23 protein-coding genes are annotated in these 23,037 nt (G+C 69.9%); 15 read left to right on the forward strand and 8 right to left on the reverse strand.

All coding sequences use genetic code 11. The annotated features are described in order from the left end of the window. Window positions 1–89: 89 nt before the first annotated feature. The 4 genes from H9658_RS12980 (at window position 90) to H9658_RS12995 (ending at window position 2,019) form a co-directional block, all read left to right on the forward strand. Entirely contained in the window at window positions 90–596 is a 507-nt protein-coding gene (locus tag H9658_RS12980) for an RNA polymerase sigma factor (protein ID WP_191825639.1), read from the forward strand. 21 nt (window positions 597–617) lie between these two features. Next, window positions 618–1,277: a serine/threonine protein kinase gene (locus H9658_RS12985; RefSeq protein ID WP_191825640.1), complete on the forward strand. Its 660-nt coding sequence runs from the start codon at window positions 618–620 to the stop codon at window positions 1,275–1,277. A gap of 123 nt (window positions 1,278–1,400) precedes the next feature. After that, window positions 1,401–1,622: an RNA-binding S4 domain-containing protein gene (locus tag H9658_RS12990; protein ID WP_179565964.1), complete on the forward strand. Its 222-nt coding sequence runs from the start codon at window positions 1,401–1,403 to the stop codon at window positions 1,620–1,622. Between the two features lie 58 nt (window positions 1,623–1,680). Then, window positions 1,681–2,019, forward strand: a complete 339-nt coding sequence (locus H9658_RS12995) for a hypothetical protein (protein ID WP_191825641.1) — start codon at window positions 1,681–1,683, stop codon at window positions 2,017–2,019. 364 nt (window positions 2,020–2,383) lie between these two features. On the opposite strand, the gene ubiM is transcribed toward H9658_RS12995, so the two are convergent. The 5 genes from ubiM to H9658_RS13020 form a co-directional block, all read right to left on the reverse strand. Further along, window positions 2,384–3,571 carry a 5-demethoxyubiquinol-8 5-hydroxylase UbiM gene (gene ubiM, locus H9658_RS13000; protein ID WP_191825642.1) on the reverse strand — a complete coding sequence of 396 codons (1,188 nt, stop codon included), beginning with the start codon at window positions 3,569–3,571 and terminating at the stop codon, window positions 2,384–2,386. Between the two features lie 120 nt (window positions 3,572–3,691). Beyond that, complete coding sequence (locus tag H9658_RS13005; RefSeq protein WP_218848113.1) at window positions 3,692–4,081, reverse strand: MAPEG family protein; 390 nt, start codon at window positions 4,079–4,081, stop codon at window positions 3,692–3,694. Between the two features lie 50 nt (window positions 4,082–4,131). After that, a complete protein-coding gene (locus H9658_RS13010; protein ID WP_179565972.1) occupies window positions 4,132–4,686 on the reverse strand; it encodes a DUF4019 domain-containing protein in 555 nt (184 codons plus the stop codon). Window positions 4,687–4,760: 74 nt separating this feature from the next. After that, window positions 4,761–5,021 carry a hypothetical protein gene (locus H9658_RS13015; RefSeq protein WP_179565974.1) on the reverse strand — a complete coding sequence of 87 codons (261 nt, stop codon included), beginning with the start codon at window positions 5,019–5,021 and terminating at the stop codon, window positions 4,761–4,763. 87 nt (window positions 5,022–5,108) lie between these two features. Further along, a complete protein-coding gene (locus H9658_RS13020; RefSeq protein ID WP_179565976.1) occupies window positions 5,109–6,191 on the reverse strand; it encodes a COG3904 family protein in 1,083 nt (360 codons plus the stop codon). Window positions 6,192–6,381: 190 nt separating this feature from the next. Here H9658_RS13020 and H9658_RS13025 point away from each other — a divergent pair, with 190 nt between their 5' ends. The 3 genes from H9658_RS13025 (at window position 6,382) to H9658_RS13035 (ending at window position 10,154) form a co-directional block, all read left to right on the forward strand. Next, window positions 6,382–7,857 carry a DNA-3-methyladenine glycosylase 2 family protein gene (locus H9658_RS13025; RefSeq protein ID WP_179565978.1) on the forward strand — a complete coding sequence of 492 codons (1,476 nt, stop codon included), beginning with the start codon at window positions 6,382–6,384 and terminating at the stop codon, window positions 7,855–7,857. Then, complete coding sequence (locus tag H9658_RS13030; protein ID WP_191825643.1) at window positions 7,850–8,374, forward strand: methylated-DNA--[protein]-cysteine S-methyltransferase; 525 nt, start codon at window positions 7,850–7,852, stop codon at window positions 8,372–8,374. The genes H9658_RS13025 and H9658_RS13030 overlap by 8 nt, the downstream gene beginning before the upstream one ends. 382 nt (window positions 8,375–8,756) lie before the next feature. After that, window positions 8,757–10,154, forward strand: coding sequence for a chloride channel protein (locus H9658_RS13035; RefSeq protein WP_191825644.1), 1,398 nt, complete (start codon window positions 8,757–8,759; stop codon window positions 10,152–10,154). A 190-nt stretch (window positions 10,155–10,344) separates the two neighbouring features. Here H9658_RS13035 and H9658_RS13040 read toward each other — a convergent pair whose 3' ends face one another. Then, window positions 10,345–10,530 carry a 30S ribosomal protein THX gene (locus H9658_RS13040; protein WP_003468076.1) on the reverse strand — a complete coding sequence of 62 codons (186 nt, stop codon included), beginning with the start codon at window positions 10,528–10,530 and terminating at the stop codon, window positions 10,345–10,347. Window positions 10,531–10,640: 110 nt separating this feature from the next. After that, on the reverse strand, window positions 10,641–11,054 hold the full coding sequence (locus H9658_RS13045) for a MerC domain-containing protein (protein WP_191825645.1): 414 nt from the start codon (window positions 11,052–11,054) through the stop codon (window positions 10,641–10,643). A gap of 168 nt (window positions 11,055–11,222) precedes the next feature. On the opposite strand from H9658_RS13045, the gene H9658_RS13050 reads away from it, so the two are divergent. Then, window positions 11,223–13,286 (forward strand): TonB-dependent receptor, encoded by a 2,064-nt coding sequence (locus H9658_RS13050; protein ID WP_406848127.1) that lies wholly within the window; start codon window positions 11,223–11,225, stop codon window positions 13,284–13,286. 304 nt (window positions 13,287–13,590) lie between these two features. Here the strand turns inward: H9658_RS13050 and H9658_RS13055 are convergent, their stop codons facing one another. After that, entirely contained in the window at window positions 13,591–13,953 is a 363-nt protein-coding gene (locus H9658_RS13055) for a winged helix-turn-helix transcriptional regulator (protein ID WP_179565988.1), read from the reverse strand. 165 nt (window positions 13,954–14,118) lie between these two features. On the opposite strand from H9658_RS13055, the gene H9658_RS13060 reads away from it, so the two are divergent. The 7 genes from H9658_RS13060 (at window position 14,119) to H9658_RS13090 (ending at window position 22,912) form a co-directional block, all read left to right on the forward strand. Beyond that, window positions 14,119–14,526 carry a DoxX family protein gene (locus tag H9658_RS13060; RefSeq protein WP_191825647.1) on the forward strand — a complete coding sequence of 136 codons (408 nt, stop codon included), beginning with the start codon at window positions 14,119–14,121 and terminating at the stop codon, window positions 14,524–14,526. Between the two features lie 13 nt (window positions 14,527–14,539). Then, window positions 14,540–15,283 carry an SDR family NAD(P)-dependent oxidoreductase gene (locus H9658_RS13065; protein WP_191825648.1) on the forward strand — a complete coding sequence of 248 codons (744 nt, stop codon included), beginning with the start codon at window positions 14,540–14,542 and terminating at the stop codon, window positions 15,281–15,283. Window positions 15,284–15,287: 4 nt separating this feature from the next. Further along, the gene (locus H9658_RS13070) at window positions 15,288–15,674 is read left to right on the forward strand and encodes a VOC family protein (protein ID WP_225209965.1); all 387 of its coding nucleotides are present in this window, start codon (window positions 15,288–15,290) and stop codon (window positions 15,672–15,674) included. 466 nt (window positions 15,675–16,140) lie between these two features. Beyond that, window positions 16,141–18,531, forward strand: a complete 2,391-nt coding sequence (locus tag H9658_RS13075) for a TonB-dependent receptor (protein WP_191825649.1) — start codon at window positions 16,141–16,143, stop codon at window positions 18,529–18,531. Between the two features lie 341 nt (window positions 18,532–18,872). After that, window positions 18,873–19,706, forward strand: a complete 834-nt coding sequence (locus tag H9658_RS13080; protein ID WP_191825650.1) for a 2Fe-2S iron-sulfur cluster-binding protein — start codon at window positions 18,873–18,875, stop codon at window positions 19,704–19,706. Continuing rightward, a complete protein-coding gene (locus H9658_RS13085; protein ID WP_191825651.1) occupies window positions 19,693–20,694 on the forward strand; it encodes an FAD binding domain-containing protein in 1,002 nt (333 codons plus the stop codon). Before H9658_RS13080 ends, H9658_RS13085 begins: the two co-directional genes overlap by 14 nt. A gap of 22 nt (window positions 20,695–20,716) precedes the next feature. Next, window positions 20,717–22,912: a xanthine dehydrogenase family protein molybdopterin-binding subunit gene (locus H9658_RS13090; RefSeq protein WP_191825652.1), complete on the forward strand. Its 2,196-nt coding sequence runs from the start codon at window positions 20,717–20,719 to the stop codon at window positions 22,910–22,912. Window positions 22,913–23,037: the final 125 nt, after the last annotated feature.

The raw sequence follows: 23,037 nt of genomic DNA on the forward strand, positions 1-23,037 counted from the left end.
ATGTCGAAACCGGGTGAACGAAGCCGTTCAGGCGTGAGAAACCTCGGCCTGCCGCGAACCACCTTGCAGACCCTTCCGCGACCCGTCCCATGCCCGACGCTCCCCCCCCCGCCGCCCCGCCCCCAGCCGACTTCGCCACGCTGTTCCAGGCGCACCGCGGCATCGCCGCGAAAGTGGCCGGCAGCTATTGCCGGGATCCGGACGACCGTGCCGACCTGATCCAGGAGATCGCCGCGCAGGCCTGGCGGGCCTTCCCCCGCTACGACCGGCAGCGGCCGTTCTCCACCTGGCTGTACCGGATCGCGCTGAACGTGGCGATCGGCGACCTGCGCGGGCGCAGCCGCGCGCACCGGCAGACCCTGCCGCTGCAGGACCTGGACATCGCCGACCCGCATGCCGCCGACCCGGAGCGCGAACGCCAGGTGCAGGCCCTGTACCGCTTCATCGCGCAGTTGCCGGCGCTGGAGCGGGCGCTGGCGCTGCTGTACCTGGACGACCGCCCGCAGCGCGAGATCGCCGAGATCCTGGGCATCGGCGAAAGCAACGTCTCCACCAAGATCGGCCGCCTCAAGCAACGCCTCCGCGACGAACTCTGACTCTTCCACAGGACCCGCCCCATGCACCCCGACGAACTGAAACAAGCCTGGCACGCGCTGGATCAGCGCCTGCAACGCCACGACCGCCTGCAAGCGCAGCTGCTGCTGCAGCACAACCTGCAGCGCGTGCAGCGCAGCCTGCGCCCGCTGCTGTGGGGCCAGCTCCTGCAGCTGCCGTTCGGCCTGTGCTGCATCGCCCTGGCCGGCCTACTGTGGAGCCGCGGCGGTGCGCTGCCGGCGTACCTGATCGCCGCCGGCGTGGTGGTGCATGCCTATGGCGTGGCCACCGTGGCGCTGGCCGGCATCGTCCTGGGCCGGCTGCTGCAGATCGACTACAGCGCACCGGTGCTGGAGATCCAGCGCCGGATCGCGCGCACCCGGCGCTGGTACGTCGGCAGCGGCGTGGTCTGCGGGCTGTCGTGGTGGCTGCTGTGGGTGCCGGTACTGATGGTGCTGGCCGCGCTCGCCGGCATCGACCTGCTGGCGCGGGCGCAGGCCGTGGTGTGGATCGGGCTCGGCGTCGGGGTGGCGGGTCTTGCGGGCAGCGCATGGCTCTATCGCTGTTCGCGCCATCCCGGGCGGCCGCGGCTGCGGCGCATAGTCGACGACAGCCTGGGCGGAGCGAGCCTGCGCAAGGCCAGCGGTCTGCTCGACGAGGTGGAGCGTTTTCGGCACGACTGAGGGCGCAGCCACTGCGTCGCGGTACACGCGCAGATGTCCAGCGCGGCGTGCGCGGCGCGAAGTCCGAGCGTTTCGTCCGCGAATGACCGACAATGGGCGCCGATTTCCGAACAGCGTCCCCCAATGCAGACCATCGATCTCCAATTAGAAAGCGACTACGTCGAACTCAAGCACCTGCTGAAACTGACCGGCGTGTGCGACAGCGGCGGCGCCGCCAAGACCGTGATCAGCGAAGGCCAGGTGCGCGTGGACGGCGAAGTGGAAGTGCGCAAGGCCTGCAAGATCCGCGCGGGCCAGGTGGTGGCGCTGGACGACGTGCAGATCCGGGTGATCGGCAAGGCATGAGCATGGACGGCGCGCCTTGCGCGTCGCTTGCCCGGTGGCACGACGCGGCAGCAGCGCCATGCTGATCAGCATCGGCATGCGCAACATCGCGCCGTCTGCGGACGATCCGCTGCACGACGTGTACGAAGTGCTGGTCGATCCGGCCGCAGCGCGGCCGCTGTGCCTGGCGCAGTCCATCCATGGCGGGCATGCCGACCGTGGCGGCGCGATCTTCCTGGGGCTGGACGAGCTGGATGCCTGGGCCGGCGACTGGCGCCTGCACCTGCGCCACGCCGACTGCGCCTGGGCCATCGCGCCGATCGAAGCGGCGCAGCGCTCGGGCGATGTGCAAGGCGCCCTCGCCCAACTCATCGCCAGGGCTGACGAACGGCGTCTCGGCGACACGCCGCAGCGCTAGGCGCTTTCCTGCATCGGTCCCAGGCAACGATATTTTTTGTGGGAGCGACTTCAGTCGCGACGGGCGTTACCGGTAGAGCCCGTCGCGACTGAAGTCGCTCCCACAATTACTTCGCCGAACGAATAGGACAGCCGACATCCGCGTGCCGATCAATCCGCCATGCCACCACCGCCTTTTGTAGGAGCGGCTTCAGCCGCGACCGGAACTTTCCTGGTGACGCCCTGTCGCGGCTGAAGCCGCTCCTACAGGGTGCATGTAGGCAGGCGCAAGAAGCGTTGCGGTGGCGCTGTCCTGGCGGCTCGGCTGTCGCTGTGGCTCGCCGAGCAACGGATATGCCTCCCAACATCCCACGCGCGTCCGCGCCTCAGCGCGCACCCACCGCCGCGCGCTGGGTCAGATGCGCGGCGATCGCGCGCTTGAACGGCGCCACCCGGTCGGCCACGCGCAAGGCCGCGTTGCGCAGCGCGCGCGCCGGCAGGCGGTCGTCGGTGTACAGCGCGGCGATCGCGTTGGTCGCCTCGTACAGCGGGCGCGTGGCCAGGCGGTGGCCGCGTTCGTAGCCGGCCAACAGGGCCGGCGCGGCGATGTCGCGGCCCTGCGCCGCGGCCGCATGCAGCGCGCGCGCCAGCCGCGCCTGGCTCTGCAGGCCGAAATTGAAGCCGTGCGCGGTCACCGGATGCATGCCCACCGCGGCATCGCCGATCAGCGCGTAGCGCTTGCCGACGAAACGTCGCGCGTACACCGCGACCAGCGGATACACCTGCGGCCGCACGATCGGCGTCATCGCGCCGAGCCGGTGCTCGAAGCGGGCGCTGATCTCCGCGCCCAGCGCGGCTTCGTCCATGTCCAGCAGCGCCTGCGCGCGATCCGGCGGCAGGGTCAGCACCGCCGAGGCCTGGTTGCCGTGCAGCGGCAGCAGCGCCAGGGTCTGGCCGTAGCCGAACCATTCCCACGCGGTATGGTGGTGCGGGCGCTCGTGACGCACCCGGCATACCAGCATGCTGCGGCCGAAATCGCGCATCTGCGCGCCGATGCCGAGCATGCGCCGGGTCGTCGAGAAACGGCTGTCGGCCGCCACCACCAGGCGCGCGGTCAGCGCCTGGCCATTGGACAGGCGCAGCTGCGCCTGGCTGTCGTCGCTGCGCAGCGCCTGCACCGAGACGCCGTCGAGCAGGGTCAGGCCCGGCTGCGCCTGCACCGCGGCGAACGCGGCGCGGCGGATCAGGTGGTTGGGCACCAGCCAGCCCAGGTCGCCGCGGCGGTCCTGGCTGGCGGCGAAGGTCAGCGCGAATGGCGAGGAGCCGTTCATCACCCGCGCATCGCGCAGCGGCGCGATCGCGTCCGGATCGATCCGCGACCACAGGTCCAGTTGCTCGAGCAAGCTGCGCGAGGCGTGGGTCAGCGCGATCTCGCGCCCATCGAAGGCGGCCTCGGCCAGGGCCGCGCGCGGCTGCGGTTCGATCAGCGCCAGCGACAGGCCGCTACCGGCCAGCGACCGGGCGAAACACAGGCCCGCGGGGCCGGCACCGACAATGGCGATATCCACATGCATCGCTGCGCTTCCTGTCCAAGACGCAGCCAGCATAAACCCGCCGCGGCGCGCGGCATTGATCTGGATCAGCGCTGCGGCAAACGGTCGCAGCGTCGCGCTTCGAACGCGATGCGCGCAGCCTCAGACCAGCGCCCACACCAGTTGCAGGATCGACCACAGCGACACCACCCACACCAGGCTGCGCAGGTAGGGCACGCCCGCCGCATACAACGGCACATAGGCCAGCCGCGCCCAAAAATACAGTTGCGCCGCCAGCGCGGTATGCGCACTGCCCTTGCCCATCGCCACCACCGCCAGCGCCGCGGCGGCGAAGAACGGGAAGGTCTCCAGGAAGTTGCGCAGGGCGCGGTCCAGGCGCCCGGCGACGCCGCCGGGCGGCGGCAGCGTCGCGTCGCGCGCGCCGGCATTCCACTTCAGGCCGCGCTGCGCGGTGACGAACGCGGCGGCCAGCAGCAGTTGCACGATCCCGAGCAGGATCGCCCAGGCCAGCATGCGGATTTCGATACTCATCGACACCTCGGTCGGTTGCGAAAAACTAAGGAGCGACGCGCGCGTGCGCGTCAGTTCGGCGGACCGACGTGGTAGCCGACCAGGCGCCAGGTCTTGTCCTCGTCCAGGCGCAGCGAGACCAGCTCGCGCACCGGCTGCGGCGCGTTGGCGAACCGGCTGGGGAAGCTGATGTTGACGTAGACCCCCGGCGGCACCTGCGAACCGGCCGCGTACTGCACCCGCGCCACGCTGGCCACGCCGCGGCCGAGCAGCGCGCCGAGCCGTGCGCGGCTGGCATCGACCTGACGTACGAACACATCGCGCGCGACGGCCTTCTTGGCCACCGCGGATGCGCCATCCCACAGCTCGCCGCTGCGTCCGGCATCGACCAGCTGCGCGGCGCGCAGGCCGGCCTGCGCCATCTGCGCGTCCTGCTTGGACAGCGGTCCCGGCGCGGCAGGATCGGCACGCTTGGCTGCGGCGGGTTTCGCGGCGGCAGGCTTGGGCGCCGCTGGCTCGGCCGGCGCGGGCTGCGCGGGAACGCTCTGCGTGGGTGCGGTCTGCGCCGCCGCAGCGAACACGGCAGCGCCCAGCAACGCGGGGAACAGGCGAAGTGACAACGGCATGGGCATCGCTCAGGCAGCGCGGTGACGGCGGGGGCCGCAGTCTACGCCGGCCACGCGCGCCTGCGCAGCGACGCTCATGGCTCCTCGCCCGGCGCGGTCGCGGTCACCGGCACCGCATAGCGCTGCCGGTGCCAGGCATGCCAGCTGACGCCCAAGGCCCAGGCGGTGCCGCCCAGCAGGCCGGCCAAGCTCAGCAGCGAGGCGATGCGCGCCAGGATCTGCGCATGCGCGCCGCTGGCGAAGTGCAGCAGCAGTTCGGCGGCCACAAAGCCACCCAGCACCAGCAATGCCGGCGGCAGATAGAGCCGCACCATCAGCCTGGTTCCGATCGCCATGCGCCTGCTCCCGAAGTGGATGGCGCGGACGCTAGCGCCGCCGCGGTGCCTGGCGCGTGAACGCCGGGCGCAGCGCGCAACCGGCGTTCAGGCCCCGGGCGAGGCCAGCGGCAGCGTGGCCACGTCGATTTCCGACAGCGGGCTCTCCGCCGGGCAGGCCTGGTCGGGGAAGCCGAAGCGCTGCTTCAGCGCCTGGCCGCAGGCGGTCAGCGTTTCCAGGTCCACGCCCTTGGCCTTGCACTCGTGGTCGAAGGCGATCAGGAACGCGTCCTTGCGCCGCACGAAATCGTCGCCGCACTTGCGCAGCTGCTTGATACGCTCCAGGTCGTCCTGCACCGCGTTGGTCCCGTCCAGCCCGTACTGTTTGAGTTCGTCGCTGCTGAGCAGGCGCAGGCTGCGATTGGGCACGGTCATCATCAGGTCGGCCACCGCCACCGCCACGCCGTTGCGCTCCAGGTAGTCCTTGACGTTGCCGTAGACCTCCTGCAGTTCGCGATTGAGCTCGGCGCGCGAGGTCGCGGTGGAACTGATCCGCATCATGCGGTGGATGCCGACCTTGCCGGAGATCAGTCGGTTGTCGCCGGCGGCGAGCACGAACACGCAGGCGCTGTGGCAGATCGAGCCTTCGCGCACCCAGATGGTCCAGCCGGACTCGCCGATCGCATCGCCGGCGCGGATCGCGGCCTCGACCTGGCCGCCGCTGGAATCCAGGTCCAGCACGCGCTTGCCGATGCCGGCGTGCGCGGCGACCTCGGCCAGGCGCCGCACCATCTCGGCGAAGCCGGCGTTGATCTTGCCTTCGTAGCGCACCCGCAGCAGGCCGCGCTCGCGGCAGGGCGCCAGCGCCGCCTCGATCGTCGGCCGGTCCAGCCCGGCCAACGCCTCGCCGTCGCCGGCCTCGGCCGCATAGTCGGTGTCGCAACTGACGAAGGCCTCGCCGTTCTCCAGCGCCGCCTGGTCCCAGACGTCGGGATCGGGCTTGGGCGTGGCCGCAGGCCGCGGCGCGGGCGCCGGCGGCGGCGTGCCGACCGACACCATGTGCTCGCCGTCGCCGGGCGGGCTGTCGGCCACGGTCCTGCCGGCGGATGGCGCGCCCTGCTGGCACGACAACAGGCCGACGCAGCACAACGACAGCCACCAGGTTTTTGACGGAAGAGGCAAGCAGGACATCCGCGAAGGAAGGGACGGCGCTTTCGAAGGTGCGCGTCGCTAGTCTAGTGCCGATACGCATTCGGTTCCCAACTGCGCCTAAACCGCAGGCATCCCGCCACGGGAACATCCGCATGGACCACGCCGGGGCCGATGCATCCATGTCCGAAAACGGCGAGTCCGGCGCGCCGGCGCGGACTAGACTGGCCGCATGCCGCACACCACGCTCGACGATCACGACCTCTACGACCGCGCCCGCCAGTCCCGCGATGCGCGCTTCGACGGGGTGTTCTTCACCGCCGTGCGCAGCACCGGCATCTACTGCCGGCCGGTGTGCCCGGCACCGCCGCCCAAGCGCAGCAACGTGCGCTACTACCCCAGCGCCGCCGCCGCGGCCGCCGCCGGCTACCGTCCGTGCCTGCGCTGCCGGCCGGAGCTGTCGCCGGAAGCGCAACAGCACCTGGGCGAGGAATCGGTGCAGCGTGCGCTGGCGCTGATCGCCGAGGGCGCGCTGCAGGACGCCAGCGTCGAACGGCTCGCCGCCGACGTCGGGCTCAGCGCGCGCCAGTTGCAGCGCGTGTTCGTCGCCCAGCTCGGCGCCACCCCGGCCGCGGTGCATGCGACGCGGCGCCTGCTGCTGGCCAAGCAATTGCTGACCGAGACCGCGCTGCCGATCACCCAGGTGGCGCTGGCAGCCGGTTTCAACAGCCTGAGGCGCTTCAACACCGCGTTCCTGGAGGGCTGCGGCATGCCGCCGTCGGCGATCCGCAAACAGCGCGCCGAGGTGCCCGGCGGCGACCTGCTGCTGCGCCTGGGCTACCGCCCGCCGCTGGATTTCGCGGCCATGCTGGCGTTCCTGCGCAAGCGCGCGATCCCCGGCATCGAGCGCATCGGCGAGGCCAGCTACGAGCGCGTGCTGGGCCCGCTCGACGCCTCCACCAGGATCCGCGTCGAGGCCGATCCGCAGCGCCACGAATTGCGCCTGCAGATCGCCGCGGCCGATCCGCGCGCGATTCCCGACATCGTGCGGCGGGTGCGCCGCATCTTCGATCTGGATGCCGACCTGCGCGCCGTGCACGCCACGCTCGGCACCGAGCCGCTGCTGGCGCGCGCGATCGCGCGGCGCCCGGGACTGCGCGTGCCCGGCGGCTGGGACGGCTTCGAAGTGGCGGTGCGCGCGGTGCTCGGCCAGCAGGTCAGCGTGGCCGGCGCGGCGACCCTGGCCGCGCGTCTGGTCGAGCGCCACGGCGCGCAGCGGCCCGGCCAGCCGTCCGGCCTGGACCGCGCGTTCCCGGCGCCGCAGGACCTGCTGGACGCGCCACTGGAGGCGATCGGCCTGCCGCGCTCGCGCGCGGCCACGATCCGCGCGCTGGCCGCGGCGGTGGTGGACGGCCGCCTGCCGTTCCGCGCCGGCCAGCGCCTGTCCGACTTCGTCGAACGCGCCACCGCCCTGCCCGGCATCGGCGCCTGGACCGCGCACTACATCGCGCTGCGCGCGCTCGGCCAGCCCGATGCGTTCCCGGCCGGCGACCTGGTCCTGCAACGCATGCTCGGCGCCGACGGCGCGCGCCTGAGCGAACGCGCCACCGACGCCCGCGCGCAGGCCTGGCGGCCATGGCGCGCCTATGCCGTGCTGCACCTGTGGCATCTGGCCGGCGATCCACCCGAGGAGACTCCCGATGATTGAGCAACGCCTGTACTACGACGCCTTCGCCACCCCGATCGGCGAACTGACCGTGGCCGTCGGCGACGACGGCGTGCGCCACATCCTGTTCCCGGAGAACCGCTACGACGCGCGCGGCCGTGCCGACTGGATCCGCGACGCGGCGCCGGTGCGCGCGGCGCGCGAGCAGTTGCTGGCGTATTTCGCCGGCGAACGCAGCCGCTTCGACCTGCCGCTGGCGCCGCGCGGCACCGCCTTCCAGTGCCGCGTGTGGCAGGCGCTGGCGCAGATTCCGTTCGGCGCGACCTGGAGCTACGCGCAGCTGGCGCGGCATATCGAGCAGCCACGTGCGGTGCGCGCGGTCGGCGCCGCCAACGGCCGCAATCCGCTGCCGATCGTGCTGCCCTGCCACCGGGTGATCGGCGCCAACGGCACCCTGACCGGCTTCGGCGGCGGCCTGCCGACCAAGGCCGCGCTGCTGGCGTTGGAGCGGCGTGGCGCCGTCGAGGCGGACGGCGCGACGGCGTCGTTGTTCGACTGAACCGCGGCGCGGCTGTCCCCCGAAAACAACTGAGCGCACCGCGGTGCAGGACGATCGCTCCCTTCTCCCTGCGGGAGAAGGTGCCCCGAAGGGGCGGATGAGGGTACGGGCGAAGCCTGGAAATTCCGGTATATCAGACCGCTCGTGCCGACGTACCCTCACCCCAACCCCTCTCCCGATGGGAGAGGGACTGCTGCATCCACAGCACTTCGCAACCCTTGCCGAGTCACTCCCACGCCACGTTGCCGACGGCAGACCGCGTCGCCTCCACCCGCGTTCGACGAAGTAAGGTGCCCAAGCGCGCAACCCCACACTGCGCCGGGCATGAATGTGTGGAAGAGGCGACAGGCCCACGCGATGGCGCGCATGCGACAATCCGCGCATGCAGTCGCCCGATCCCGTGCCGCCGCCGCGCATGCGCCATCGCCTGCGCCCTTTGCTTTCGCACGAGAGCTGGAAACAGCGCGCGGTGCTGTGGGGCGGCGCGGTCGCGGTGGCGCTGGTCGCGATCGTGTTCGCCAAGGCCAGCGACGCGGCCTTCCACCTGTTCCAGCGCATCGTCGCGCACTCGCCGTGGTGGGCGCTGCTGCTCACGCCGAGCGTGTTCGCGCTGCTCGCCTGGCTGACCAACGGCGTGTTGCGCCCCACCCGCGGCAGCGGCATCCCACAGGTGATCGCCGCGCTGGAACGGCCCGACGACGCCTTCCGGCAGACCAACCTGTCGCTGCGCGTGTCCGCCGGCAAGCTGCTGCTGACCACGCTGGCCTTGCTGGGCGGCGCCTCGGTCGGGCGCGAAGGCCCGACCGTGCACGTCGGCGCCAGCCTGATGTACGTGCTCGGGCGCTGGTTCGGCTTCCGCGATCCGCGCCAGGCCTCGCATTTCCTGCTCGCCGGCGGCGCCGCCGGCATCGCCGCGGCGTTCAACACGCCGCTGGCCGGGGTGGTGTTTGCGATCGAGGAACTGAGCGGCCGCTTCGAACACCGTTTCTCCGGCACCTTGCTGACCGCGGTGATCGTCGGCGGCGTGATCTCGCTGGGCCTGCTCGGCAACTACACCTACTTCGGCAAGGTGTCCGCAGCGCTGCCGCTGGGCCGGGCGTGGCTGGCGATCGTGCTGTGCGGGGCGGTCGCTGGCCTGCTCGGCGGCGCGTTCAGCCGCATGGTGCTGGCCACCGTCGCCGGCAAGCCGCGCTGGCTGGGCGCGCTGCGCGCCCGCCATCCGGTCCTGCTGGCCGCGGCCTGCGGCCTGGCCCTGGTCGCGCTGGGCCTGATCTTCGGCAACGGCGCGTTCGGCACCGGCTACGAGCAGGCGCGCAGCCTGGTGCAGGGCCACGCCAGCGTCGGCCACGAGTTCGGGCTGATGAAGCTGCTGGCGAACCTGGTGTCGTACGTGGCCGGCATTCCCGGCGGCCTGTTCTCGCCGGCGCTGGCGGTCGGTGCCGGCGTCGGCCACAACCTGGCGGTGCTGATGCCGGACGTGGATCCGCGCACCTTCGTGCTGCTCGGCATGTGCGCCTATCTGACCGGCGTCACCCAGGCGCCATTGACCTCGGCGGTGATCTCGCTGGAACTGACCGACAGCAGCGACATGCTGCTGCCGATCCTGGCCACGGTGCTGATCGCGCGCGGCGCCTCGGCGCTGGTGTGCCGCACGCCGATCTATCGCGGCCTGGCCGAACACCTGCTGGCGGTGCCGAGCGTCGCCGAGCCCGAACCCGAGCCGACGCCGCTGACCACCGACCTGGCCGGCGACAGCGGCGAGGACGATCCGCCGCGCTGAGCGCCGACTCCGCGAGTCGCTTCGCGCCGGACCCTCACCCAACCCCTCTCTCACACAGGGACTTCCTTCGGTCGCCGGGGGGAGAGGGGCTTAAGCTGCGCCCTGCGGGGCTGTGGGGCTGCGGCTTTTTTTCGAGGCAAAAAAAACGCGGCGCAAGCGCCGCGTTCTTTCGTACTGCTGGAGCCGAGGCTCAGCCGGCCTTGGCGACCGTCTTCTTGGCCACGGCCTTCTTCGCCGCCGGGGCCTTGACCACCGACTTCTTGGCGACCGGCGACGCGGCGCCCACGGCCACCTTGCTCACGCTGTGCGAGCGCGAATTGCCATAGCTGGCGTTGTAGCGCTTGCCCTTGGCGGTCTTGCGGTCACCCTTACCCATGCTCATCGACTCCTGAATGTGTGTGCGAAAATCCCCGCGCGGTGCACGGGTTTGGCGAGGCCAACGCGGTCAGCGCCCTCGCGCAAGGGCGGCAAGCCTATCACGTGCGCTCAGTGGGCGCAGCTGGCGTCGTGCACGTGGCCGTGGTTCAGGCGCAGGTTGAGCAGGTGCGCGAGCCCGACCAGGGTGCCGCCGAAGGTCATGATCGCCGCGTGCGGCGCCACCGCATGGTGCAGCGCCGGCACCAGCATGCCGGCCCACAGCGACAGCAGACCCAGCAGCAGCAGGCCCAGCGCCTGCCAGGCGCGATGCCGGCGGTAGCCGAGCACCAGGCTGAACAGGCCCAGGCAGCTCACGAACAGCACCAGCGTGCGTTCCACGCCATCGCCCAGCCACACCGACAGGCCCAGCGAGGGCAACACGGCCAATGCCAGCGGCAGCAGCGCGCAATGCACCGCGCACAGCAGCGAACCGGTGGCGCCGAGGCGGTCGAGCAGTGCGCGCAGATCGGAGGTGGGCGACATGACTTCCAGCACAGTGGTGATTGCGTTATAGAATAATATAACATTACCCGGCCGGCGACCAGGGGGTCGCCACGCCCCCCATGCCATGCCTGCCGCCGCCTCCGCGCGGCGCACGCGAGCGCCCGCGCTCGCCTGGCGGCGCCTTTTTTCCTCCCATTCGGTATGCCTATGTCCTCCTCCCGCTCCCGCTCGCTCCGTCGCACCGCCCTGTCCCTGGCGCTGGGCGGCCTGCTCAGTCCCGCCCTGGCCCTGGCCGCCGATGCGTCCGCCGCGGACGCCGCCACGCCGCCGGCCAGCGACAGCCGCCATGCCGATGGCCGCAAGCAGGACCGCCACGTGAAGGACATGGACGCGGTGGTGGTCACCGCCAGTCCGCTGCGCGACGCCGCCGGCGACCTGAGCCAGCCGGTGGAGGTGCTGGCCGGCGAGCGCCTGGACGAGAACCGCGGCGCCAGCGTCGGCGAGACCGTGGCCAGCCTGCCCGGCGTGCAGAGTTCCAACTTCGGCCCCGGCGTGGGCCGACCGATCATCCGCGGCCTGGACGGCCCGCGCGTGGCGGTGCTCAGCGACGGCCTGTCCACCCAGGACGTGTCCACCGTCAGCCAGGACCACTCGCCGGCCGTGGAATCGTTCCTGGCCGACCAGATCGAAGTGCTGAAGGGCCCGTCCACGCTGCTGTACGGCTCCGGCGCGATCGGCGGCGTGGTCAACGTGGTCGACGGGCGCATCGCCGAGACCCCGGTGGACGGCGTGCACGGCCGCGCCGAAGTGCGCTTCGACGGCGGCGACAAGGACGGCAACACCGACATGTTCCGGGTCGATGCCGGCAACGGCAGCGGCCTGTCGATCCATGCCGACGGCGTGTACCGCAACCAGAAGGACTACGACACCCCGCAGGGCCGCCAGGCCAATTCCTTCCTGGACACCAAGACCGGCTCGATCGGCGCCTCGCTGGCCGGCGACTGGGGCTTCGTCGGCGTGTCGGCCTCGCGCTTCCGCGACAACTACGGCAACCCGGGCGAACCCGGCGACCTGGCCGCCGGCGAGCGCGGCGTGTCGCTGCGCATGCACCAGGACCGCTACGAGCTCAAGGGCGGGCTGACCGATCCGTGGGGCGACGGCAGCGCGCTGCGCTACAGCTTCGGCCACACCGCCTACACCCACACCGAGTTCGAAGGCGAGGAAGTGGGCACGGTGTTCGACAAGCGTGCCAACGAAGGCCGCGTCGAAGCCTCCTTCACCGTCGGCGGCGACTGGCAGACCGCGTTCGGCGTGCAGGGCAGCGATTCCACCTTCCAGGCGATCGGCGAAGAGGCGTTCGTGCCGAAGACCGACACCCGCGCCATCGGCGTGTTCGCCGTGGCCCGCAACAACTGGGACCGCGTCACCGCCGAAGTCGGCGCGCGCGTGGACAAGGTCAAGTACGAGACCGACACCGGCGTGGACCGCGACTTCACCCCGAAGAGCTTCTCGCTCAGCGGCGGCTTCCGCTTCAACGAGCAATGGCGCCTGACCGCCAACCTGGATCACGCCGAGCGCGCGCCGGCCGAGGAGGAACTGTTCGCCGACGGCCCGCACATCGCCACCCTCGCCTACGAGATCGGCGACGCCGACCTCAAGCCGGAGAAGGCCAACCAGGCCGAGCTTGGACTGAACTTCAAGAACGCCTGGGTGGATGCCAAGGTGGCGGCGTACTACAACCGCTACGACGATTTCATCTACATCGTCGATACCGGCGCGCAGTGGTTCCACGAGGAAGACAACGACTTCCTGCCGATCCGCCAGTGGACCCAGGCCGACGCGATCTTCCATGGCTTCGAGGGCGAGGCCACCTTCCACCTGGCCGACAACGACAGCGGCGCCTGGGACCTGCGCGTGTTCGGCGACACCGTGCGCGCGCGGCTGAAGGACGGCGGCAACCTGCCGCGCATCGCCCCGGCACGCTACGGCGCGCAGCTGCGCTGGGACGCGAGCAACTGGCGCGCGTCGCTCGGCGCGACCCGCTACCAGAAGCAGGACAAGGTGGCGGTCAACGAGACCCCGACCGACGGCTACACGCTGGTCGATGCGCACCTGGCCTACCACGTCGATGCCGGCGCCACCGCGTGGGAAGTGTTCCTGGACGGCAACAACCTGACCGACCAGGACGCGCGCGTGCACACCTCGTTCCTGAAGGACGACGTGATGCTGCCGGGCCGCAACGCTTCGTTCGGCGTGCGCCTGTTCTTCTGACGCGGTTCCCCTCCCGCCCGCGCCGGAAGCGAGGCCGCCTCAGGGCGGCCTCTTTTTTTGTGTCCCCGCCCTGATGGGGCGGCGCTCCCAAAAGGCGCCGCGCGCAGCAGGTCCGCTCGGAAAACGAAAGCGGCGCACAGCCAGCGCTTCGGTGCGCGCTCGCGCGCGCTCCCGGATTATCCGACGCCCGGATCCGCTGTCGTCGCGCATATGCACAGGCCGCATCGGAACCATTCCGGCCGCCAAAGCCGGGGTGCGCGGGCTCCCGTGCCAGATGCGATGCAGGCCAAGGAAGCGGCCTCGGTCATTTCGGCTTTCGGCCCCGCGCGTTCGCCTTGGTCGGCACCGTCTTTCCATGCTCATTCCACCAGGCGGTGAGCGCCTGCATCGTGGGACCAAGGCCTCGCGCCTTGTCGGTCATCGCGTACTCCACGCGCGGCGGAACCTCTGCATAGACGGTGCGTGAGATGAGGCCATCCAGTTCCAGCTCGCGCAACTGCGACGTCAGCATGTGCTGGGTGATGCCCGGGATCGACTTGCGCAATTCGCCGAAGCGATACACCCGCTGATTGAGCAGCCACATGATCTCGAGCTTCCATTTGCCCGAGAGCATCGAGAACGCACGGCGCATCTCATCCTGCATGGTGAAATCACCTTTCGGTTTCATTGGTCTGCTTTTCCATACTTGGTGTCGATAATTCATCCTACTTGTGCGGATTCATCAAGCGCGTAAATTCTTATACATGCTCTTTGCCGCAGCGCAAACGAGCGAACGAGCGAAACGAAAATCGACAAAAGGCCTTGCCCAGGCGCGAGGCGACCGGAAACAACCATGACCCCGATCATTATCTATTGGATCAGCACGGCGCTATTGTCGCTGCTCTATCTGAGCTCCGCATTTGTATACGCGAGCAAAGCAGCGTGGGTCCGGCGGATCCTTGCCGAGCTGCATTATCCTGCCGCCTATCTGGTGCCGCTCATGATCGTGGTGAAGCTGCTCGCGCCGCTCGCGATCCTGTCGCGCTTCAGCGTGCCGCTGAGCGACCTGGCCTATGCCGGCATCTTCTTCCACCTGCTGCTGTCCGGGTCTGCGCACCTTGGCGTGCGCAAGCCGAAAGGCGCGCTGCCGGCCGTCGTCGGCCTGGCCCTGCTGGCCGCGTCCTTCACCACGCAGAACGTAGCGCGCGACATGCCCTCGCCCTACGGCTCGACCGCTGCGATCCACGACACAGCCCACTGAACGGAGCAACGAAATGGCACGACTGAATGGAAAGATCGCGCTCGTCACCGGCGCCACGCGCGGGATCGGCCGCGCCACCGCCAGGCTGTTGGCGGCCGAAGGCGCCAAGGTGGCCGTGCTGTCGCGCACCGCGGCCACTGTCGACGCCGTCGTGGCCGAGATCGAGGCCGCCGGCGGCACCGCGATCGGTATCGCCGCCGACATCAGCGACGCGCAACAGATCAAGGCGGCGGTGAACAGGGCCGTGGAAGCGTTCGGCGGGCTCGACATCCTCGTCAACAACGCCTTCGATCCATCGGCGCCGTTCTCTTCCGTCATCGAACTGTCGGCGGAGCAGTTGCAGCGCAATTTCGACACGGGGCCGATCGCCTATCTGCGCACCATGCAGGCCGCCTATCCGTATCTGAAGGCCAGCGGCGAAGGCCGCGTCATCAATTTCGGCTCATCGGCCGGCGTGGTCGGCTTGGCTGGCTATACGCCCTACAACATGGCGAAGGAGGCGGTCCGCGCCCTGACCCGCACCGCTGCGCGCGAATGGGGCGCCGACCGGATCACCGTGAACAACGTCCTGCCCGTGGCCGAGACCTGGGGTCCGGAACACGACGTGCCGCCGCCGACCAATGCGTTGGGCCGCTTCGGGCAACCGGAACCGGATATCGCCCCTGTCGTGCTGTTCCTCGCGACAGCGGATTCACAGTTCATCACGGGATCCAGCCTGACCCCTGACGGCGGACTCATCATCGACAGCGCCCGCTGAGACGCTGCGGCGCCGCACCGCGGCGCCGTGCCCTTCAACAAGGAAAACGCCCATGAAAACGCATGCACTCACCATCGACACGATCGACCCGCAGGCACTGGCAGCGTGGTGGTCGCAAGCCCTTGGCGTCGCGATCGGCACCGATCATGGCGTGCTCGTCACCCTGGACACGCCACCGCACCTTCTCCCGTTGCAGTTCTTCAAAACCGAACGGGCGACAACGGGGCGCAACAGGGTGCATCCGGATTTCAGGACGCCGGACCTGGACAAGGAGACCGAGCGCCTGTCCGCGCTCGGTGCGAGCGTGGTACAGAAATACGAACTGCCGCAAATCCGCTTCACGACCCTGGCCGACCCGGAAGGCAACACGTTCGATCTGATCCAGGAGTGATCGGGCGCGGCGATCCTCTCCCGCCAGGAGGATGCGACCGGCACAGGCGCAAAGCGTCGCATCGCCGCTGTGGCACTGCCGAAAACGAACGGCCCGCTGTCGTGTCCGCTCTGCGTATCGATGGCGCCAGGTATTGGCGACAAGGCGCGCGCCGCTCCACCGGCCATTCGCAGCGGGAGACGCTCCAGCTCTGCAGCGCTGCGGCGAAGCGATCGGCGCGGCAGCGCCTGCGCAGCGCCTCGCACGCGACGCCCGGCGGCGGCGATCGGCCTGCGCAGCCTGTCACGCAAACGCTGCCTCTACCGCGCTGCACAATGGCCTGGCCGCGCAACGGCGTTACAAAGAGTCCCGCGCGATGCCCCCTGCGTCGCGCTGTGCCGGCCGATCCTGCGTTGACCTGCGCTGCGCGCGCGGGCCGCCATGCGCACCGGCGCACCGTTGCGAATGAAGAAAGGAGAGATTCTTCATGAAACCTGCCATGCCCCTGCGCCTGCTGCCGCTGTCCATAGCCGCCACCCTGCTTGCACCAACGGCGTTGGCGCAGACCGCCACTGCACCCGCCGCGCCCACAACGCAGTCCGATGCCACCACCCTGGATACCGTGGTGGTCAGCGGCACCGCGCGCTTCAAGGGCCTACGCAAGCGCGACGCCAGCTTCTCGATCACCACCGCCACGCCCGAACAGATCCAGCAGGCGGTGCCGCAGAGCAGCGCCGACCTGCTGAAGATCGTGCCCGGCGTGTGGGCCGAGCCCAGCGGCGGCGGCACCGGCGCCAACATCTTCGTGCGCGGCATGCCGTCGGAAGGCGATGCGCCGTTCGTCACCTTCCAGCTCGACGGCTCGCCACTGTTCCCGCCGCCGACGCTGTCGTTCCTGGAAAACTCCACCCTGTTCCGCACCGACGACACCGTCGAGCGCCTGGAAGTGCTGCGCGGCGGCTCCAGCCCGATCTTCTCCAACGGCCAGGCCGGCATCACCGCCAACTTCATCCAGAAGCAGGGCCAGGACGAGCCGGCGGGCAGCGTGCGCCTCACCGGCGGCAGCGACAATCTGCGCCGCATCGACCTGTTCAACAGCGGGCCGATGGGCAACGGCTGGTACTACAGCATCGGCGGTTTCTTTCGCGAGACCGACGGCGTGCGCGACCCGCAGTTCTCCGCCGACAAGGGCGGCCAGTTCAGCGCCACCCTGAGCAAGCGCTGGGACAGCGGCGACCTGACCTTCTACGCGCGCCACACCGACGACAACAACGCCTTCTACACCGCGATCCCGCTGCTGTCGCGCAACAACGGCAGCGACCTGTCCAGCTTCCCCGGGCTCAACGCGCAGACCGGCACCCTGCTCAGCAACGACTTCCGCAATGTCAGCCTGCCGGTCGGCCCGAATGGCGAGACCGTGCAGCGCGACCTGGCCGACGGCCGCGGGGTCAACATCGACGTGTTCGGCGGCGAACTGAACTGGCAACTCGGCGACTGGACCCTCGCCGACCGTTTCAGCGTGATGGGCGGCACCGCGCCGACCTATGCATTGTTCACCGGCGATGCGCCGCAGCGCCTGGGCGATTTCATCGCCGGCTACGGCAGCACCGGCAGCGCCAGCTATACCAACGGCGGCGGCGCGGTCGATCCCGACCAGCAGGTGCTGGAAGCCGGCTGGTGGTCGGTGGACAAGCGCCTGAACTCCTTCACCAACGACCTGCGCCTGAGCCGCGAGCTGTTCGCCGGCAATACGCTCACCATCGGCAGCTACTACGCCAAATACTCATCCAACGACACCTGGTACCTGGGCAACACCATGCTGCTGACCGCGCAGAACCACGCGCGGCGCATCGACGTCAGCCTGGACGACGGCCGCCAGCCGACCCGCGACGGCTTCACCAGCACCGCCTTCTTCGCCCTGCGCGCGCACTACGACGGCGAGAACACCGCGGTGTTCGTCGCCGACGAATGGGAACTGGACGAACGCCTGCGCCTGGACCTGGGCGTGCGCTACGAGCGCCAGCGCGTCACCGGTACCGTGCACGACACCGCCACGGTGGACCTGGACGGCAACCCGGCCACGCTGTACGACAACGCCACCTCGGTCTCGCTGCCGAGCGCGCGCCGCATCGACCAGGACGACAATGCGCTGTCGTGGACCGCCGGCCTGAACTTCAAGCTCGACGACCACAACAGCCTGTTCGCGCGGGTCAATTCCGGGGTCAAGTTCCCCGGCTTCGACAACCTGCGCGACGGGCAGACCAAGGTGCAGGACATCGACCAGTACGAACTGGGATTGAAGTCCGGTGCGACCGCCTACGACCTGTACCTGACCGCGTTCTACAACACCTTCAAGAACTCGCCGTTCCAGGCTTTCCTGGCCAATGGCAGCAACTTCACCACGGTCGGCGATTCGCGCGCCTACGGCCTGGAGGTGGAAGGCGCGATCCGTCCGTTCGGCGGCTTCGAACTGGCCGGCACCGGGGTATGGCTGGACGCCAAGTACCGCAACTACCGCGAGTACACCGGCAACCAGGTGATGCGCCAGCCCAAGCGCCAGTTTAGGCTGACCCCGAGCTACTACTGGATGCTGCCGTTCGGCGACCTGCGCGTGTTCGCCACCTACTCCTACATCGGCGAGCGCTACGCCGACCTGGCCAACAGCCAGCGCCTGCCGTCCTACGACATGCTCGATGTCGGCGCCAGCCTGCATGCCGGCGAGCACTGGGAAGTCACCGCCAGCGGCAGCAACGTGACCGACGAACTGGGTCTGACCGAAGGCAATGTGCGCGTGCCCGGTGCGGCCACCGGCGGCGTGTTCATGGGCCGCCCGATCGCCGGCCGCCAGTACCAGGTGTCGGTGGCGTATCGCTGGTAGCGCCTGCGCATTGCCACCGCCGAAATTCCGCTCGGCACGCTGTCGTAGGAGCGGCTTCAGCCGCGACAGGCGCTATCCGTAGCGCCTGTCGCGGCTGAAGCCGCTCCTACAGGAACGCAAAACGCTGCACCCTTGCGAAGTCCCGAATCCCGGCGACATCACCACCCCACCACCCTCCCTTCGCAATCTCTTCGCGACGCCGCTGCAATGCTCGGGCATGGGCGTCTCAGCGCGCCCGTGCGCCGGTGCCGCGATGGCGGCACCGCTACCCAGGTCGAACCGTGCATCCGTTGTTGCGCCAGCGCGCAGCGATGCGGCGGTCCCCCAGGCAGGAGAGACCGATGCAGCACGATCCTCACCCTTCCCAGGCCGCGCCCGGCGCCGCCGACCCCACGCACGATGCCGGGCTGAGCGACGACGAGGCCGCGCTCGCGCGCCGGCTCGGGATCAGCGGCCTGTCGCGGCGCGAATTCCTCGCCCTGCTGTCGGCCGCCGGCCTCAGCAGCGCGGGCGGGCAGATCGTCTTCAGCGACGCCGCCTTCGCCGCGCCGGCCCCCAGTGCGGCCACGCCGCAGAACGCGATGCCGGTGGTGCTGCAGGTCAACGGCCAGCGCCACCCCTTGCAGCTGGATCCGCGCACCACGCTGCTGGACGCGCTGCGCGAACACCTGGCGCTGACCGGCACCAAGAAGGGCTGCGACCACGGCCAATGCGGCGCCTGCACGGTGATCGTCGACGGCGAGCGGCGCCTGTCCTGCCTGACCCTGGCCGCGCAGGCCGAGGACGCGCAGATCACCACCATCGAAGGCCTGGCCGACGGCGAGCGGCTGCATCCGATGCAGGACGCGTTCGTGCAGCACGACGGTTTCCAGTGCGGCTACTGCACGCCCGGGCAGATCTGCTCGGCGGTGGCGCTGCTCAACGAGATCAAGCGCGGCGACGCCAGCCATGTCAGCGCCGACGTCAGCCAGCCGGTCACCGAACTCAGCGACGCCGAGGTGCGCGAACGCATGAGCGGCAACATCTGCCGCTGCGGCGCCTATCCGAAGATCGTCGCCGCGATCCAGGACGTGCACAGCGGCGGCGCGCCGCGCCCGCTGACCTGGCGCTACGTCAACCAGTCCCAGCTGACCGCGCTGAAGCTGGCGAAGGAGGTGGCCGATGACGCCGTTTGACTACCGGCGCGCCAGCTCCGCCGAAGACGCGGTGCGCCGCGTCGCCGCCAATCCGAACGCGCGCTTCCTCGGCGGCGGCACCAACCTGCTCGACCTGATGAAGGAAGGGGTGACCGGCGCCGACGAGATCGTCGACCTGACCCGGCTCAAGGGCCTGGCCGAGATCGCCGAAACCGCCGACGGCGGCCTGCGCCTGGGCGCGCTGGCCAACAACACCTACACCGCCAACCATCCGCTGGTGCGCCAGCGCTATCCGCTGCTGAGCCAGGCGATCCTGGCCGGGGCGACGATGCAGTTGCGCAACATGGCGACCAACGGCGGCAACCTGCTGCAGCGCACCCGCTGCGGGTATTTCTACGACACCGCCCTGCCCTGCAACAAGCGCACTCCCGGCAGCGGCTGCGGCGCGCGCGAGGGGCTCAACCGCACCCATGCGATCTTCGGCCACAGCGAACACTGCGTGGCGGTACATCCGTCGGACATGTGCGTGGCCCTGGCCGCGCTGGAGGCGACGGTGCAGGTGCGCACGCCCGCCGGCACCCGCCGCGAGATTCCCTTCGCCGACTTCCACCTGCTGCCCGATGCCAGCGCCGACCTGGACAACCAGCTGGCGCACGGCGAGCTGATCGAGTCGATCGTCCTGCCCGCGCAGCGCTTCGCCGCGCACAGCCACTACCTGAAGGTGCGCGACCGCGCCAGCTACGCGTTCGCGCTGATCTCGGTGGCCGCGGCGTTGGCGCTGGAGCCGGACGGGCGCATCCGCGAGGCGCGCATCGCGATGGGCGGGGTGGCGCACAAGCCATGGCGCGCGCACGCCGCCGAACGCGCGCTGGTCGGGCAACGCGTCGGCGAAGCCGCCTTCGCCGCCGCCGCGCAGGCGGAGATGGCCGCCGCGCGCCCGCTGGCGCACAACGCCTACAAGGTGCCGATGGGCACCCACGCGATGATCCGCGCCCTGCACCGCGCCAGCGGCAGCGACGCCGCGTGAGCACCGAACCGGAGAACCCGCAATGAACTACATCGGCAAGGAAATGCGCCGCGTCGACGGTTACGCCAAGGTCACCGGCAAGGCGCGCTATGCGGCGGAATTCCAGATCCCGCACCTGACCCACGGCTACATTCTCACCAGCACCATCGCCAAGGGCCGCATCGTGCGCATCGACACCCGCGCCGCCGAGGCCGCGCCAGGGGTGATCAAGGTGCTGACCCATCTGAATTCGGTCAAGCCGGTGTCCGACGAGGTCAAGAAGAAAGGCGAAGACCTGTCGTTCCGCGCGCTGGTCGACGACCGCATCCATTTCAGCGCGCAGCCGATCGCGGTGGTGGTAGCCAGCACCTTCGAGCAGGCGCGGCATGCGTCGCGGCTGATCCAGGTGGACTACGCCGCGGAAACCGCGCACACCGATTTCGACGCGCTGCTCGGCCAGGCGCACGATCCGACCCCGGACGAGTCGCCGAAGCCGCGCGGCAACCCGGCCGCCGCGTTCGCGGGCGCAAAGGTCAAGGTGGAAGCCGCGTACACGATGCCGATCGAGCACCACAACCCGATGGAACCGCATGGCGGCATCGGCTACTGGATCGGCGACACCCTGACCGTGGTCAACAAGAGCCAGAACGTGCACCAGGACCGCGAGCAGTTGGCCGGTTACTTCGGCATTCCGATCGAGCGGGTCAACGTGGTGTCGCTGTTCGTCGGCGGCGCGTTCGGTTCATGCCTGCGCCCGAACTACTACACCTTCCTGCTCGGCGCGGTGTCCAAGGCGGTCGGCCGCCCGGTCAAGATCGTCTACACGCGGCGACAGATGTTCAGCGGCCACGGCTACCGCCCCTACTACCGGGTGGAACTGGGGCTGGGCGCCGACGCCGCCGGCAAGCTGCAGGCGATCCGCTACCGGCACGTGCTCAACACCTCGCGCATCGAGGCGTTCAACGAGGCCTTCTTCCGCAACGCGCGCTCGCTGTACGCCTGCCCCAACGTCGAGGACCGCTTCGAGGTGGTGGAGACCGACCTGCCGACGCCGCAGGCGATGCGCGCGCCCGGCACCATCAGCCAGATGTTCGGCATCGAGTGCGCGATGGACGAACTGGCCTACGCGCTGAAGATGGACCCGCTGCAATTGCGCCTGGCCAACTACGCCGAAACCGATCCGGAAACCGGCAAGCCGTTCTCGAGCAAGGCGCTGCGCGAATGCTATTCGCTCGCTGCCGAAACCTTCGGCTGGAGCAAGCGCACGCCCGAGCCGCGCTCGATGCGGGACGGCCGCCTGCTGGTCGGCTGGGGCATGGCCACCGGCACCTGGGCGGCGATGCAGATGCCGGCGCTGGCGCGGGTGGTGCTCAAGGCCGACGGCAGCGCCCAGGTCGGCAGCGCCACCGCCGACATCGGCCCCGGCACCTACACGGTGATGACCCTGATCGCCGCCGAATACCTGGGGCTGGACGCCAAGCGCGTGCAGTTCGAACTCGGCGACACGCGCCTGCCGAAAGCGCCGTCGCAGGGCGGCTCGTGGACCACCGCCAGCGTCGGCAGCGCGATCCACGGCGCCGCACGCGAGATTCGCGGCAAGCTGCTGGACCTGGCCAGGCAGGACGGGCAAGCCGCGTTCGCCGGGCTGGACGTGGACAAGGTGGAACTGGCCGACGGCCGCCTGCAGCCGATCGGCAACCCCGACGCCGGCCTGGACGTGGCCAAGCTGATGCGCCAGCACGGCTTGCAGCAACTGGAAGTGGTGCACGAGTCCAAGCCCTCGGCCGAGCGCAAGAACTACGCCACTGCCGCGCACGGCGCGCAGTTCATCGAGGTCAAGGTCGATCCGGACACCGGCATGGTGCAGGTGACCCGGGTCATCGAGGCCACTGCCTGCGGCAAGATCATGAATCCGCTGACCTCGCACAGCCAGGAGATCGGCGGCGTGGTGATGGGCATCGGCATGGCGCTCAGCGAAGGCACCGAGGTCGATCATCGCTACGGGCGCATGCTCAACGCCTCGCTCGCCGACTACCACGTGCCGGTCAACGCCGACGTGCACCTGATCGAGACCATGTTCGTCGAGGAGAACGACACCATCGTCAACCCGCTCGGGGTCAAGGGCATGGGCGAGCTGGGCATGGTCGGCATTCCCGCGGCCATCGCCAACGCCGTGTTCCACGCCACCGGCAAGCGCATCCGCGAACTGCCGATCACCCCGGACAAGCTGATCGGCTGACCCGCCATGCCTGCCACCGATTCACCGCGCGCGTTCGGCGGCAGGCCATCGCGCGCACCTCACCCACCTGTAGGAGCGGCTTCAGCCGCGACGCTTTCCCGATGGAGACGGGTCGCGGCTGAAGC

The organism is Xanthomonas bonasiae (assembly GCF_014836395.1).
In the GTDB taxonomy this organism is placed as follows: Bacteria; Pseudomonadota; Gammaproteobacteria; order Xanthomonadales; family Xanthomonadaceae; genus Xanthomonas_A; species Xanthomonas_A bonasiae.